This window comes from Flavobacterium sp. AJR (assembly GCF_002156885.1).
Classification (GTDB): Bacteria; Bacteroidota; Bacteroidia; order Flavobacteriales; family Flavobacteriaceae; genus Flavobacterium.
Genome location: NZ_NCWQ01000002.1, coordinates 46,547 through 61,548, shown reverse-complemented (window position 1 = coordinate 61,548; position 15,002 = coordinate 46,547). Strand labels below are relative to the sequence as shown.

10 protein-coding genes are annotated in these 15,002 nt (G+C 32.2%); 2 read left to right on the top strand and 8 right to left on the bottom strand.

Annotated elements, in window-relative coordinates; translation table 11 throughout:
• Positions 1 to 299: 299 nt before the first annotated feature.
• Entirely contained in the window at positions 300 to 881 is a 582-nt protein-coding gene (locus B8T70_RS00655; protein ID WP_039116926.1) for an outer membrane beta-barrel protein, read from the bottom strand.
• Between the two features lie 144 nt (positions 882 to 1,025).
• On the opposite strand from B8T70_RS00655, the gene gldA reads away from it, so the two are divergent.
• Together gldA and B8T70_RS00645 are read left to right on the top strand one after the other, a co-directional pair.
• Positions 1,026 to 1,922, top strand: coding sequence for a gliding motility-associated ABC transporter ATP-binding subunit GldA (gene gldA / locus B8T70_RS00650; RefSeq protein WP_039116925.1), 897 nt, complete (start codon positions 1,026 to 1,028; stop codon positions 1,920 to 1,922).
• 546 nt (positions 1,923 to 2,468) lie between these two features.
• On the top strand, positions 2,469 to 4,586 hold the full coding sequence (locus tag B8T70_RS00645; RefSeq protein ID WP_086893561.1) for an outer membrane beta-barrel family protein: 2,118 nt from the start codon (positions 2,469 to 2,471) through the stop codon (positions 4,584 to 4,586).
• Positions 4,587 to 4,938: 352 nt separating this feature from the next.
• Here B8T70_RS00645 and B8T70_RS00640 read toward each other — a convergent pair whose 3' ends face one another.
• The 7 genes from B8T70_RS00640 to metF form a co-directional block, all read right to left on the bottom strand.
• The gene (locus tag B8T70_RS00640; RefSeq protein WP_086893560.1) at positions 4,939 to 6,111 is read right to left on the bottom strand and encodes a PepSY domain-containing protein; all 1,173 of its coding nucleotides are present in this window, start codon (positions 6,109 to 6,111) and stop codon (positions 4,939 to 4,941) included.
• Between the two features lie 197 nt (positions 6,112 to 6,308).
• The gene (locus tag B8T70_RS00635) at positions 6,309 to 7,544 is read right to left on the bottom strand and encodes a DUF4374 domain-containing protein (protein WP_123912049.1); all 1,236 of its coding nucleotides are present in this window, start codon (positions 7,542 to 7,544) and stop codon (positions 6,309 to 6,311) included.
• A 49-nt stretch (positions 7,545 to 7,593) separates the two neighbouring features.
• Positions 7,594 to 9,975 (bottom strand): TonB-dependent receptor, encoded by a 2,382-nt coding sequence (locus B8T70_RS00630; protein ID WP_086893558.1) that lies wholly within the window; start codon positions 9,973 to 9,975, stop codon positions 7,594 to 7,596.
• A gap of 295 nt (positions 9,976 to 10,270) precedes the next feature.
• Positions 10,271 to 11,680 carry a pyridoxal-dependent decarboxylase gene (locus B8T70_RS00625; protein ID WP_086893557.1) on the bottom strand — a complete coding sequence of 470 codons (1,410 nt, stop codon included), beginning with the start codon at positions 11,678 to 11,680 and terminating at the stop codon, positions 10,271 to 10,273.
• 219 nt (positions 11,681 to 11,899) lie between these two features.
• Positions 11,900 to 13,123: a dicarboxylate/amino acid:cation symporter gene (locus B8T70_RS00620; protein ID WP_086893556.1), complete on the bottom strand. Its 1,224-nt coding sequence runs from the start codon at positions 13,121 to 13,123 to the stop codon at positions 11,900 to 11,902.
• Positions 13,124 to 13,199: 76 nt separating this feature from the next.
• Positions 13,200 to 13,856, bottom strand: coding sequence for a class I SAM-dependent methyltransferase (locus tag B8T70_RS00615; RefSeq protein ID WP_086893555.1), 657 nt, complete (start codon positions 13,854 to 13,856; stop codon positions 13,200 to 13,202).
• Positions 13,857 to 14,006: 150 nt separating this feature from the next.
• Positions 14,007 to 14,963 (bottom strand): methylenetetrahydrofolate reductase [NAD(P)H], encoded by a 957-nt coding sequence (gene metF, locus B8T70_RS00610; RefSeq protein WP_039112451.1) that lies wholly within the window; start codon positions 14,961 to 14,963, stop codon positions 14,007 to 14,009.
• Positions 14,964 to 15,002 lie beyond the last annotated feature (39 nt).

Sequence of the window (15,002 nt, the reverse complement as noted above, 5' to 3'; positions counted from 1 at the left end):
TTTTTATTTAGATCTATTTTTTGTTATTTATGTCAACTACTGGAGTCGAAATTCTTGTAGTTATGATTATTTTCGATTTCACTTTAGTTGACTCTATTTTTTTGAAGCAGATAATTTAAGTTTTCAAAACATCTTTTGTCCCGCTATCCACTATATCTATTGTGGCAAAAAACGCCACAACAGGATATCGTTTCTATCGGGGCTAAATAAGAAATTTCATTTTCAAAGCATTTAATTAAAGCACAAAAAAAAGCATCCGCCAATGACGGATGCTTTTTAAAATTTTAATCTATTTAAGACTAGAAGTTTTTAGAAATTCCAATACCAACTTCTTTACCGAAATTAAAGAAGAATTTACTAACATCTGGACCGTTGTTATCGTAGCTTAATGTTTCATAACCTAAACCTCCAATATTAAAGTTTAAACCAAAACCATTTTTCATGTTAATGAAAAGAGCTGGAGTTACACCTACATACATACCATCTGCTTTAGATTTTGAGTAAGCATTTCCAGGACCATATACTTTATTTTTAGCATTTTGGAAACCTGCACCCATATCAGCAAAAACAGAAAAAGTTTGGCTTAATGGCACAGAATAACGTACAAATGCTCCGATTTTGAAAGCATTGTTTTTTTCTTCTACAATTCCATTATCTTCATTAGATGATGCTACAGTAAATTCACCCCCAACTGTCCAGTTATCGTTAAATTGGTAACCTACTTTAGGAGAAAAGCTAAAAGTATTTGTTTTTTCTTCACTAAATTTGAATTCTGATTTTTCAGAAGTGTACGAGATGTTCCCACCAACTAAGATTGTTCCTTTTTGAGCATTTGCAAAGCTAACTACAGCTAATGCAATAACAACTAACATTTTTTTCATTTGTAATATTTTAAATTTAATACTCTTTTAACAATAACAGTGCCGTTACTGCTCGCCTTTAAGTTTTTTTTATGATTTCTTTAAAGACCAAAAATTTAGCAATCAAGCAGATTTCTGTTTACTTTTGCATCAAATAAAAAAGTCATGTCGATAGAAGTAAACAGCATATCAAAAAGTTACGGTACTCAAAAAGCATTGGATAAAATTTCATTTTCGATTGAAAAAGGTGAAATCGTTGGATTTCTTGGCCCAAACGGTGCAGGAAAATCAACTTTGATGAAAATCTTAACTACTTATTTGCTAGCCGATTCGGGTACAGCCCTTGTAAACGGTCATGATGTCATGACTGATACCAAGGCAGTACAGCTATCTATTGGCTATTTGCCAGAGCATAATCCGTTGTATTTAGATTTGTACGTTCGTGAATATCTGGCTTTTAATGCTGATGTTTATAACGTTCCTAAATCGAGAATTGAAGAAGTCATAAAACTGACAGGACTGTCAGCCGAAAGTCATAAAAAAATAGGACAATTATCTAAAGGATATCGTCAGCGTGTAGGTTTGGCAAATGCTTTATTACACAATCCTGATGTTTTAATTCTAGACGAGCCAACAACTGGTCTGGATCCTAATCAGTTAATAGAAATCAGAAACGTAATTAAGAATGTAGGTAAAAATAAAACTGTTTTTTTATCGACACATATTATGCAAGAAGTGGAGGCAATTTGTGACAGAGTTATTATCATTAACAACGGAAAAATTGTTACTGACAAAAAACTTGACAAATTAATCGCGGAGAATAAAGAACAAGTTATTGAAGTAGAATTTGATTATAGAATTGAAGAACAATTAATTGCAAAATTAGAAAACATTTCTTCTTATATAAATACACATGACATGACATGGGAACTGACATTTGTCACTGAAAAAGATATGCGTCCAGCTATTTTTGACTTTGCAACTGCCAACGGTTTAAAGACATTACAGCTTAATCAAAAAAATAAAAATCTGGAAGCTGTGTTTAGAGAAATTACTAAATAGCATTCCGTTTCAGTAACAAAATTGGTTACTTATAAAAAATCCAATTCATTCTATTTTATTATAGCGTGAATTGGATTTTTCATGAAGCATCATTTCTATTCGACACCTAGCGAAATCAATACTTTCTTGCAGATTATAGCTTTTAGAAATTCTCAATATTTAAGTGAATAAACAAGTCATATCTTACAATATAAAACCGTCTCTTATCTTGCTAACAACTAACTATCAGTAAGTTATCATTTCCGAACAAATTTAAATTTATTTTTATTTAGACTTGTTATAAATAGTTATATATTTGAGGTTTAAAAACTTCAAATAACAGACTATCATGTTTTTATTTTACCCCACAAAAACGCTTATAAACAGCTTATTTTATCTCCCAAAAAAGCATCCGAATAAAATGATTTTCTTACCAATTAAAGATTCTATTTTATTATCCAAAATTTCTATTTCTTAAAACACAATCATCATAGATAAACTATACTCTTAAGGCTTGATCAACTTAAAAGCCGTTTTATTATTCTTCAAAAATTAAAAATAAATAATATGAAAAATATTATAACATCAATTATGCTTGCATTTTCTGTTTATGCCTATTCGCAAACTGAAAAAGGAAAAGACAGCATTATCGAAACATCAATAAACGCATTAGATGAAATTATAATCGTAAAAAAGAAAGTGCTATATACTCAAAAATCAGACAGAATGGTTTTTAATGTAGAAAATAGCATTGTGTCTGAAGGCGGAACTGCGCTGGATGTTTTAATGCGCGCTCCGGGTGTTGTAGTCTCTCAGGACGGAGAATTATCTATTAGAGGACAACAAGGTGTTGGCGTTATGATTAATGGTAAATTAACGCAGCTTTCGCAAAAGGAACTTGCTAATTATTTAAAATCAACAACCTCATCTAATATCAAACAAATTGAGGTTATTACTAATCCTTCTTCTAAATATGATGCAACTGGTAAAGCCGGAATGATTAATATTATTTTGAAGAAACCAAGTAGTGCCGGAATAAAAGGAACTGTATTTTCTAGTTACGGAAGAGGAAGAAAAAACAGAACCAATACAGGAATGAATTTAAGTTACAACAAAGATAAATTTGGAGTCTTTGGTAATTACAGCTACACTTATAGAGGTGAAGAGGAACGCAAGAATTTTGAACAAATTCAATTTACTGATATTACAAGACAAGAAATTGCAACAAAGAATTATCAAAATTCTACGACTAACGAACCCCTTACGTCTAACAACTTTAAAGTAGGAACAACATATGAGGTTTCTTCTAAAACAAATTTAGAGGTTTCGCTTGACGCAAAAATTGGCCACTATGAAAATATTGCTAATGGAGGGAATACGCTATATAATAATTTAAATCAATTACAATTTGACGCTTTGACTTACAATGATAGTAAAGAAAAGTGGTATGATTACACTTATGCTTTTTCTGGCGTTCATAAGTTTAATACGGAAGGCAAGAATATGTCTTTTGATTTTGAGTATGAAACTTCAAAATTTAGATCTAATCAATTCCAAAGTGCGCAAAATCAAATTCCTGGCACAGCAATTAATGACAGAAGAGGTTATATTCCATCTCAATTGAGAGTCTTTACTGGAAAAGTTGATTTTACAAATCCAATTAAAGAAAAACAGACTTTGGAATGGGGTTTTAAAGGTAGCATCAAAAACAATGACAATCCATCGGTGTATGAATACAACGATAACAATCAATGGATTGTTGATCTTAATTCTACTAATCATTTTGAATATGATGAGCAAATTTATGCTGCTTATGCTAATTACAAATATCGTTTAGAGAAACTAAGTATTCAGGGAGGTTTAAGAACTGAATATACTGCAATTGACATTAACCAAAAGACATTAAATGAGAAACATAAAGATGATTATTTAAAATGGTTCCCTAGTCTTTCGCTTAAATATGAATTGAGTAGTAACCATTCTATGCATGCTTCTTACAGTAAGAGAATAAACAGACCGAGTCAATTTGATTTGAATCCGTTCCGTTTTTATGACGATTCGTTCAATTATTCTCAAGGTAATCCTAATCTGGTTCCTGAAATTACACATACATCAGAAATAGGATATTCTTGGAAAAGTGCTTTTATGGCTTCGGTATATTTTAATCAAACCAAAGATGTTTTTACAGAAATATATGTTTACAATCCTGATAATAACACAACGGTTACGTCACAAATCAATGCCAATAAATCATACAATTATGGTGTAAATATTACCAATACAACCGATATTTATAAATGGTGGTCGGTGAACACGCTTTTTAATGTTTTTGAGAATAAATTTGAAGGAAAGATTATCAATACCAATACAATCGACCCAATTGTAACCTTAAATTTAAGTGTTCAAAACTCATTTACAATTACAGATACCTGGAAAGCGGAAGCAAATGTACAATATCAATCAAAATCGAATGTTGGGATTTACGAAAGAGATAGTTTCTTTGATTTTAGCATCGGATTATCAAAACAGGTTCTTGCTAACAAAGGCAGTATAAAGTTTAATGTTACCGATATTTTTAATACCAATAAATACAATATCAATTCGGTTATCGGACAAACCAGCATTGACAAAAGATATAATCTTGATAGCCGTGTAGCAACAATTTCCTTTACTTACAGAATTTAATATTTTGGATCTTTAGTTTCTCCTCTTATTTTTGTTTTTTGATAGAATAGAGCCTGCTTGTTTAAGCAGGCTCTATCTGTTTTTATTCGATAATAATAAATATTTAAAATTGTTACTTTCAATTAATGCCAATATACTAATGTCAGACTGAGCGGAGTCGAAGTCCCGCAAAGAGATTCAGCAAATGAGACTTCGACTCCGCTCAGTCTGACAATCGAACTTCACTCATCAAAACAATGATATTGGTTTTGGATTGATCCTTTCTTTATTTCTTAAACACAAAAAAGTCTTTTGAAGAGTACGAATACTTTCAAAAGACTTTAACTAACTAAAAATATGTAAATGGGTAATATTAAATTTTAACTGTAGGTTTTTGCTTTTTCTTTCTTCCCCACCAAATATAAAAACCTGTAACTGGTAAACTTGCACATATCAAACTACCTACGAAATATAAAATCTTAGTTGGTATTCCTCCAATAGCTCCTATATGTAAACTATAATTAGATCGCATAAGCCATTTAGAGAAACGTTCGTTATCAATATATTTCTGCGAATTAGGCTTTAATTCCAATGTTTGTTGGTCAAAGTACAAATCCCTCCAAACTCCTTTATTCATATCTGTACAAGCGTAAAAATCATCTTCTGGCTCATGTGGAAGATCAATGATAACAGCTTCTTTATTTTCTTTGGCAATTTCCTTACGTACTTTGTTCCAGATAAAATCGGCTGCAGCCAGTTTGTCTAATTGCTTTTTAGATAAAGTATCTTTTTTGGCAGTAATAACTTGTTCTTTTTTCTCTTTTTCATCAGCCCAACCACCACTTATCCAATAGGTGCTTTCTCTTAGCCAATGAAAACTCATTAATAAACCTGTAAACGAAATAAGTAATGCTAATATAATAGTGTAGAATCCCACTACATTATGCAAATCATAATTTAAGCGTTTGAGCTTAGCATTCCACTTTATCTTAAAACTACTATTTCTAGTTGTTTTGTTCCATTTTTTTGGAAACCAAAGAATAAGTCCACTTATAAGAAGAAAGAAAAAAATTAGCGTTCCCCAAGCTGTTACTTGCGAACCAATATCCCGACCTAACCATAAGTAACGATGTCCTTCGTCCATGATATGAAAAAAATCCTCGTGATCTACAATTCCGGTAATCTTACCATTATAAGGATTTACATAAATTAAAGAATCCGATTCGATGTCTACTTTTATAGTTTTATCTAAACCATTGTACCAGAAACCATGAATCTCTTTATTAGGCAAAGCTTTACTTACTGCTTGATATATCTTAGAGGGCGGCAATACTTTCTCTGATTCTTGTGCTTCTACATTAAGCCAAGAGGATGTTGCATGTTTGATTTCTTGCTCAAAAACCAAAATACAACCTGTAATTCCCATTATAAATACAACGAGTCCCGAAGCGAGTCCTAACCATAAATGCAACCATGCATTAATTTTACTAAAACGTGATTTTCCTTTATTTGGTGGTTTATTCGAACGGCTTTTAATAGTACTCATTGATATTATAATTTTAATAGGTAATAGTTTTTATGGGCAAAAAAGATGTATTAGTAAAAATGGCTTGAGGAATATTTATAGTTAAGTAATTCCTCAAGCCATTAAAATTGTATTAGCTTAAAGTGTAAGCTTAGCAATTGCAATCAATTAATGAAAATAGCGAAATGAAAATAAAATTTCAAGAGCTCTTAAAGTTTTTACTTAGATGATTTCAAATTATCTAAACGTAAAATATAATCATAACCTCCAACAATTTCTACTCCTGAAGTTACAGCACCTGTTGTGGTATTAACTTCCCAGATATAATCTTTAGTAGTTTCAGCATTAACCTGAATAAATACTTTACCATCCGATGTAATTACATTTTGTAATTGGCTTCCTTTATCTGCAGGTAAATCTAATTTTTTAATTACCGAGCTAGTAGCTATATCGATTAAAGCAAATTTAGTATTAAACAATCCAGAAGGATTTTCTGCTACTATTTTTGAATCTATGTATTTAGCAATAGCCTTCCCGTTACCAACATACCAAAGTCCACTAGCAGTTTCTCCTCCTAAAGCAGTACCAAGGTTAAAATTATAAGAAGAGTCTAATGTAGTTTCACCCTTTTTGATTCTAAATATTTTTGTTGGACTATCTTTAGAAGTCATCCAGTCAGCAAAAAACATCATATAAACATCACCAGACTCATCAGTACAAGAAGTTGGCATCCACATATTAGATCCTCCATTACCATTAGCTTCCGAGCTTTTAATAACCTTTTCAACAGCAAAACTTGGATAATCTACTACGGCAATATTCATACCTGCCTCGGCAAGTGATGGCCAAATAGCCATATTAGAGAATGCTACATATAGTTTTCCGTTTGAATATTGAATATTCCCTTGATTATAAGACGTATATCCCGCTGGAATCGCAGGCAATGCCAATTCTCCATTTTTTATCCAAAGTGTTGTGGCATTTACAACGGTATATAATACTTTGCTTCCATCTCCATTCGTTCCAAACAATACTAGCGTGTTGTCATCAACCCATGCATAACAACTTATAGATTTTTGATACGTAAAAGGCACTTCATATACAACAGATAATCGATTGTTCTTAAATTCGAATTTAGTCATTTTACCAAAATTAGAACTTGTACTTGGATAGAAATAAAACCCGTTTTTGGCAATAATTCCGTAATCTGCCTTGCTTGTAACTTCGGCACCATTACCTACCAAACTAACACTCCCTTTAGTTAAATCATCAACTCCTACAATGTACTGAGTTGTATTTGGCCAACTCCCTAATTGCAACCATAGCGCATAATCAGCTTTTGCGCCATCTGAATCGCTTCCAGAATCATCATTACTAGAACAAGAAATAGTTGTACCCATTATCAATGTACTAATAAATAGAAAATAAAAAGAGGGTTTAATAAATCGTTTCATGTTTAAAATATTTTTTATATAATTATTAAAAATAAAAGTTCGTTTCAGGCTATTTTAAGAAATAGTGAAATTTAATTGAAAAGGAGCGTCCTTGCTTTTGTAGCTTAAAATTATCATAAGCCAAATCATTTGTTAGATTGTTGCACTCTAAAGAAATATTATACATTCCAGAATTCATAGAATAAGAAATAGATGCATTTTGGATATACTGATTAGGAATTATACTTTTCCCTTCTTTTGTACCATAGTTTTCCCATGTAAGGTAATACCAGTGTGTATATTGCAAATCCCAATTAAGCTGTAGATTATTTCCTTTTTTAATGAAGTCCGTCTTTCTATATCCTAAATTGGCATTACCAAACATCCAAGGTCTATTAGGCAAGTCATCTTTGTATGTAGCTGATATTGTTCCTGAATTTGATCCATTAGGATATTTCGTGTTGTCAAGCGTGCTTTGATAAGTAAAATTTATCCCAACGTTTATTTTATCCTGGTAATTGTACTTAATATCGGCTTCAAGTCCTTTGATAAGAACATTTGATGTATTTTCGAATCTACTTATCTGACTATTCGATTGATAAACAACTGGAGAAATAAAGCCTTTCGCATTTCTTAAATACCCTCCTGTTTCAATAAAAAAATGGTGATTTTCCGCTGCATTCTTCCAATAACCACCTAGATTGTAATTGTCGCTATTCTCTGGTTTAAGATTAGGATTAGCTACAACCGAGTACCCATTACCAAACACCTCATCTACTCTTTGTAAGCGATATGCTTTTTCATAAGAAGCTTTTATACCTATAGACGAAGTGATTTTATAGCGTGATGCAATTCCATATCCGGTGTAACCATTGTTATCCCTAACAGTTTCGCCAGCTCCAGTTCCAGAATTAGTAATAGCAAAAGGTTGTTCTAATAACATACTGTAATATTTTCCAAAAAACGTGTTGGTCAGTTTTTCTTCCAATAAATTCTGTTGATAGGATAGCCCAATAATATGCTTTGTAATTTTCCCAGGATTATAATCTTTGTCAGTAAGCAACTCATCATAAGTCTTGTTTTCGACCTTGTCCAGAGTATAGTTAAGACTTAACGAGTTATTATGGTCTATTTTGTAGCTAAGATTCGATCCGATAAAATATTTTGGACGTCGAATATTCCATTTAGTTGCAGGCCCTCCCATTTCTGAAGAAGTAGCTGCCACATAACTTCCATCCCAATAATATTTTCTAAGTGCAGTATCTGTAATAGTATATTGATCGTCTGAATAGGAAGAAAAAAAGCTTAGATCAAGATCTTTTGTAAACAAATTCTTTTTTAAATATCTTAGTGAGAATGAATAAGCATCTCCTCCTCTATGTACTTGACCGTATACTACGTCTTGGTTAGTTCCTGTTTGTATTCCTTTTTCTGTAGCTGAATAACTTCCTCCAATAAAAAACATATCAGCCCAAGATTTATCAACGAAACCTAGTTCTGCCTGCCCCATAGCAGACTTATATTGATCATTGAATCTTTTAAAATCACCAGTAACAAATCGAGAATTATCTTTATCAATCACTTCTATTACTTGTACATCTCGCATTGTGTAATCGTTATCCGAATAATTTAAAAAACCAGAAGCTTTAAAAGTTAATCCTGATTTTTTGTCACGCATCTGTCCTGTTAATGAAGCACTATGCGTATTAAATGATCCTAAACTATATGACATATCAAAATAATTTGATATTTGGTGATTTGTAATAATATTTACAGCACCGCCAAGAGCATCAGAACCTAAGTTCACTGGTACTACACCTTTATATACTTCAATTCTTTCAGATAAATTAACTGGTATATTGTTTAACGACATTGAGCTTCCCATAATATCCAAAGGCACACCATCTATAAAAAACTTTACGGCACTACCAGAAAGACCATTGATAGAAAAATCAAAATCAGACCCCATACCTCCTTGCTCCCTAACTTTTACCCCAGTAGTTTTATTCAATATTTGACTCAAATTGGATGTAATGTTAGCCATTGACCTAGTATCGACCGCATTAACCTGAAAAGCAGATTCTTTTACTCTGGTTACTTTAGATATTCCTTTAACCTGAACTTCATCTAACGCAGCCATATCTTCTACAATAGTAAGAGTTGGAACTGTTTGATTTACCTCTTTTAAATTAATCTTTACTTGCTTTGGTTTATATCCAACATAAGTAATAGATAAAATATAGTTTCGTGGTTCTGCTATAATTTCATATTTCCCTTTCTCATTGGTTAATGTTGAATAAGCAGTACCTTTTAGTTCTACAGAAACACCTTCGACAGGTTGACCGCTATTACCTAAAATGACTCCATTTAATTTTACTTTGTTATTTTGTGAGAAACCTTGAATCGAAGTTAAGAGCACCAGGATTAAGATAAATATTCTATTTATTTTCATTACTTAAAGTTGAAATTAATTTGGCACAAAATTAACATCAATAAATACCATTTCCAAGTTATTTTTAATTATTCTAAATAAAAACGATGATTAACTTTCAAGTAGCCAATTCAATAAAAAATTAATATATATCTTAGTGAATAATTAAGATTAACTTAAGATTCAATTAAAATTTAACACCTTAAAAGTTAAAACTCAAAGCTTCAATTCGTCAAGAAATAAAAAAAAAATAAAAAAGTAGCTCGTTTAACAAATTAAACGGGCTACTTTCAAAAAAATATATTGTATGTTTTACTTATATTTTCAACTCTAGAATTGTATTTTTCATTTCTTCTACGATTATTTCAATATCCTTTTCACTTGTTCTCCAGTTCACAAATGAAGCACGAATTCCTTTACGATTTTGATAAACAGTGGGCGTCATAAATACTTTTTCTGTATCATTCAGACGACTCAAGAATGAATTTACTTTCTCCTGATTATGATCTCCTGATAATGTAAAGCAAACATTATTTAGTCTTGTTGGTGCTAATAACTCGAAGTTTTCATTCTCTGTAATAAATGCATCAAATAGTAATGCAAGGTCTACACTATTTTCGACTATATCCTGATATCCATCTTTTCCGTAGGCTAATAGAGAAAACCAAACTGGCAATGCTTTTAATCTTCTTGAGTTTTCTGGCAAGAAATTTAAGAAGCTGAAATTTTCTAACGGATCTCCAAGATATGGTGCATTCGAATTTTGAAATGTTTCTATCTGTAATATTTTATGTTCTTCTTTTATCAAATAAAAAGCACTTTCGTAAGGCACATTAAGCCATTTATGACAATCTATTGTAATACTATCTGCATTTTCCCAACCATTTACCAAATGTTTATATTTAGGCGAACAAGCTGCAAATCCTCCAAAAGCGGCATCAATATGCCACCAGAATTTATACTTCTTTTTTAATTCATTTATTGCTACAAAATCATCAAAATCGGCTGTATTTACCGTTGCTGCACTTGTAATAATAATAAATGGTTTTCCGTTTAGAGTTTCGATATTTTTTTCTAAATCGGCTACATCTATTGCTTCACGGTTTCCCTCGATTGTTTTTATTTTAGTGTAGTTCTGACTTCCAATACCTAACATTGACAAGCATTTTATAGAAGATGAATGTGGCGTAGATGCAAAAATCGTAATAGGTTCAGGTATTCCGTTCTTAGCAAAGTCTTTTCCTAGTTGTTTTCCAATCCATTGTCTTGCAACAGCCAATGAAGTAAAATTAGACATTGTTGCTCCAGTTACAAATCCGCCAAGAAATGATTTTGGCAAATCGAGCAATTGCAATAATAAATTAATAGTTTCGATTTCTATTAAAGCCGAAACTCCTCCTTGTGCTTTTACCGCTTGCGTATTCTGGTCATAAATTGTCGTTAACCAATCGCCAACTATAGAAGCTGGTGTACTCCCACCTGTTACAAAACCTAAATATCTTGGTCCTGGCGATGCAATCATTAATGGTGCTAATCGCTGATTAAATTCTTCCAAAGCCGATAATGCGCCTAATCCTTCCTGATTAAGATTTCGGTTGGTTGTTATACTGTTGGAATTGGATGTTGGAATTGAATCGAGAGAATTTAAAAATGCTATTCCTTGTTGTTTTACTTGTTCAAGTATATTTTCAATATCGTTTAAATCTTGTTGAAGTGCTGTATTCATTTTAGATATTATAGTTTAAAATAAAATTAATGCATTATATGGTATCAATGCCTAATCTGTTTAAGAATAAGATTTTATTGTGAAAAAATAACCATATAAGTAATGTAAGTTCATTTAAGTTTTGCGTTGATTATTCTCTCTTATATTTACTTACATTACTTATATGGTTAAAATAATTTTATTGAATAAATGTTACGACAATTTCATTATGTTAAATCCCTACCATTTAGTTTTTTCCGAAAATCGGGAGACCATCATCGACGAAATCACATCGCCATTAGCATTTAGTAAAGTGGCTATTGGGTCCACAAGTGTACCCAAAATCATAGCTACAGGTAAGGCTTCTGCCATTGGCAAACCGTAAACTGTTATTGCCAATACTTCTCCGATATATCCTCCGTTTGGGATTCCGCCCTCAACAATCGAAACGATTACCGTAATTCCCAATGCTAAAAGTATTGTACTTGGTTCGGTAAAATCTTTTCCGAACATGGTAAATAATACGGTAATTTTTAAAATAGATGACATACTCGAACCGTCTTTATGCAATGGCGCTCCTAGCGGAATAACCACGTTCCGGACATGTGCAGGAATTTTCATTTTCTCGGCTGCCAAAAGATTAGCAGGTATTGTTGCAATACTACTACAAGTTCCTATAGCTGTAAGCGCGGGTGTAACATTATTACTCCAGAATACTACAAAGGCTCTTTTTCCTCCTGCTATTAAAGCATACAAACTAAAGAATACGAAGAAATAAAAAATACAGGCTCCATAATAAATCCCTAGGGGTTTAGCGTAAACTCCAAACAATTGTGGCCCATAAAAACTAACCTGATAGGCAAAATAAGCTCCCAAACCTATTGGAGCTAATTTCATAATCATATTTAAAAGCTGTTTCATCACTTCGTTTCCTGAGTCTAGAAAACTCCTGAAAGCATTTCCTTTTTCTCCTGATTGCAAGGTTGCAAATCCTATTAAAAATGAAAAGATAATAAGTGCCAGCATACTTTTTCGAGACAATAATTCGTAGAAATCATTGGTTGTAAGTAATTGTGCAATTTGGTCGCCAACATTACCTGTTGCAATATTCTCTAATGGAACTTTAGAAACTATAATGTTCTGATGGATAGGAAAAAGATAAACGGCAATAATCATCACAATAGCCGAAATAAGAAGTGTTCCTAAGAAAACGGCAATCATAACAACAAATAATCTTCCTAGCTTTTCTGTTTTCTCTAAATTGGCAATAGAGGAAGTTATCGTAAAAAAGATTAACGGAATAATTGCTGTAAAAAGCAAATTCAAGAAGATATCTCCCAATGGTTTTATAATCTCAACATCTTTACCAAAAACTAATCCTAAAATACTCCCCGCAATTATACCTCCTAAAAGTAAAAGTATACTACTGTAATTTTTTATAAAATTGATTTTTTTAGTCCCCATAGTTTAAAAAGCATTAGTATTTTAAAAATCAATTAAATTACACCAAAAAAAGGATTCTAAATTGTTAACTCTAATTTTATTCTTTTTGTAAAACAAGTGTAGTAAATTCTCTATCGACAAGTTCTCCTGTTTTGCTTTTTACTTTTTCGGTCAACGTTTCTGAATCTATGATTCTAAAAGGGGTTTGACTGATTAGTTTTTCAGCTTTTTCGGTATCATAAAGGTTGAATTCAAATTCGGTAAACGGAAGTTTCTTCATAAAACTTTCCTGTGCAAATGTTAGGCTAAAGATTCCTTTATCATTAAGCACTCTATATATTTCTAAAAGAAATTTTACAGGCTCTTGCCAAAAGTATAACGTATTTACAGTAAATATTTTATCGAAGGTGGCATCTGGAAACGGAATGGTGTTTCCATCATAAACGGAAAAGAAAGCTTGTTTTTGAGAGACATAGTTTCTGTTTATCTGTCGCGCTTCTCCATACATTAATTCAGACATTTCGAGTCCGTAATATTTTAAATCGGTACTCTGCTGCATTACGTATTCTAAATGCGCTGCGTTACCATGACCGAGTTCTAGTATTTTATCACCCTGAGAGATATTTAAGTTTCGGATTGAACTTAGCGTCATATTGATGTTTGTTTCATGCATCATATTTGCCATTTCTATTCCTTTTTCTCCTGTTGGATGCTTTAGCTGAGACGCTATTGCTTGTAATTCTTCTTGTTTCATAATGTTTAAATTTATAAAATTCCAAACTTTAAATTCCAAATTCCAATTGTTCACAGAGACGAGAGTCATTGCGAGGCACGAAGCAATCACACTAATAATAAGCACTAAAGATATATGCTGTATGAGATTGCTTCGTTCCTCGCAATGACATTAGAAAACTTTACTCGCTATTTGACGAATATTTTCGGATTTTCCCATGGAGTAATAATGTAAAACCGGAACTCCTGCAGCTTTAAGCTCTAATGATTGCTGAATTGCCCATTCGATTCCTACTTGTCGTATCTCGACATTATTTTTACATTTATCAACTTCGTTAATTAAGTCTTCGGGTAAATCGATACGGAAAATTTGTGGTAAAACCTGCAAATGTCTTTGTACAGCAATTGGCTTAATTCCTGGAATAATAGGAATTGTAATCCCCATTTCGCGTGCTCTTTTTACAAACTCGAAGTATTTTGAATTGTCAAAAAACATTTGTGTTACCACATAATCAGCACCAGCATCAACTTTTTCTTTTAGTCTTTTTAAGTCAGAAGTTAAGGATGGGGATTCTAAATGCTTCTCTGGATATCCTGCAACACCAATACAAAAATCGGCTTTGTTATCAACATCCATTACTTCGTGCAAATACTTTCCACAATTTAGTTCATTAATTTGTTTAACTAAATCTATCGCAAAACTGTTTCCTCCAATTTTAGGTACGAAAGATTGTTCGTCTTTCATAGCATCTCCACGAAGCGCCATTACATTATTGATTCCTAGATAGTGACAATCTACCAACATATACTCGGTTTCTTCTTGAGTAAAACCACCGCAAAGTAAGTGCGGTACAGTATCTACATTATATTTATGTTTTATAGAAGCACAAATTCCCAGTGTCCCCGGACGCATACGAGTTAATTTTTTATCCAAAAGTCCGTTGCCTTTATCAATATAAATATACTCTTCGCGAGAAGTTGTTACATCTATAAATGGCGGTTTAAACTCCATTAACGGATCAATATTGTCGTATAATTCCTGAATACTTTTCCCTTTTTGAGGCGGAATAATCTCAAATGAGAATAATGTATTTCCGTTGGCGTTTTCTATATGTTGTGTTACTTTCATAATCAGCCCCCTAACCCCCGAAGGGGGAATTCCTGAAAG

Bases quoted from the DNA above. Each gene is read 5' to 3' on its own strand.
- B8T70_RS00625 (WP_086893557.1), bottom strand. From the start codon at position 11,680: ATGAATACAGCACTTCAACAAGATTTAAACGATATTGAAAATATACTT.
- B8T70_RS00630 (WP_086893558.1), bottom strand. From the start codon at position 9,975: ATGAAAATAAATAGAATATTTATCTTAATCCTGGTGCTCTTAACTTCG.
- B8T70_RS00635 (WP_123912049.1), bottom strand. From the start codon at position 7,544: ATGAAACGATTTATTAAACCCTCTTTTTATTTTCTATTTATTAGTACA.
- B8T70_RS00620 (WP_086893556.1), bottom strand. From the start codon at position 13,123: ATGGGGACTAAAAAAATCAATTTTATAAAAAATTACAGTAGTATACTT.
- B8T70_RS00645 (WP_086893561.1), top strand. From the start codon at position 2,469: ATGAAAAATATTATAACATCAATTATGCTTGCATTTTCTGTTTATGCC.
- B8T70_RS00640 (WP_086893560.1), bottom strand. From the start codon at position 6,111: ATGAGTACTATTAAAAGCCGTTCGAATAAACCACCAAATAAAGGAAAA.
- metF (WP_039112451.1), bottom strand. From the start codon at position 14,963: ATGAAAGTAACACAACATATAGAAAACGCCAACGGAAATACATTATTC.
- gldA (WP_039116925.1), top strand. From the start codon at position 1,026: ATGTCGATAGAAGTAAACAGCATATCAAAAAGTTACGGTACTCAAAAA.
- B8T70_RS00655 (WP_039116926.1), bottom strand. From the start codon at position 881: ATGAAAAAAATGTTAGTTGTTATTGCATTAGCTGTAGTTAGCTTTGCA.
- B8T70_RS00615 (WP_086893555.1), bottom strand. From the start codon at position 13,856: ATGAAACAAGAAGAATTACAAGCAATAGCGTCTCAGCTAAAGCATCCA.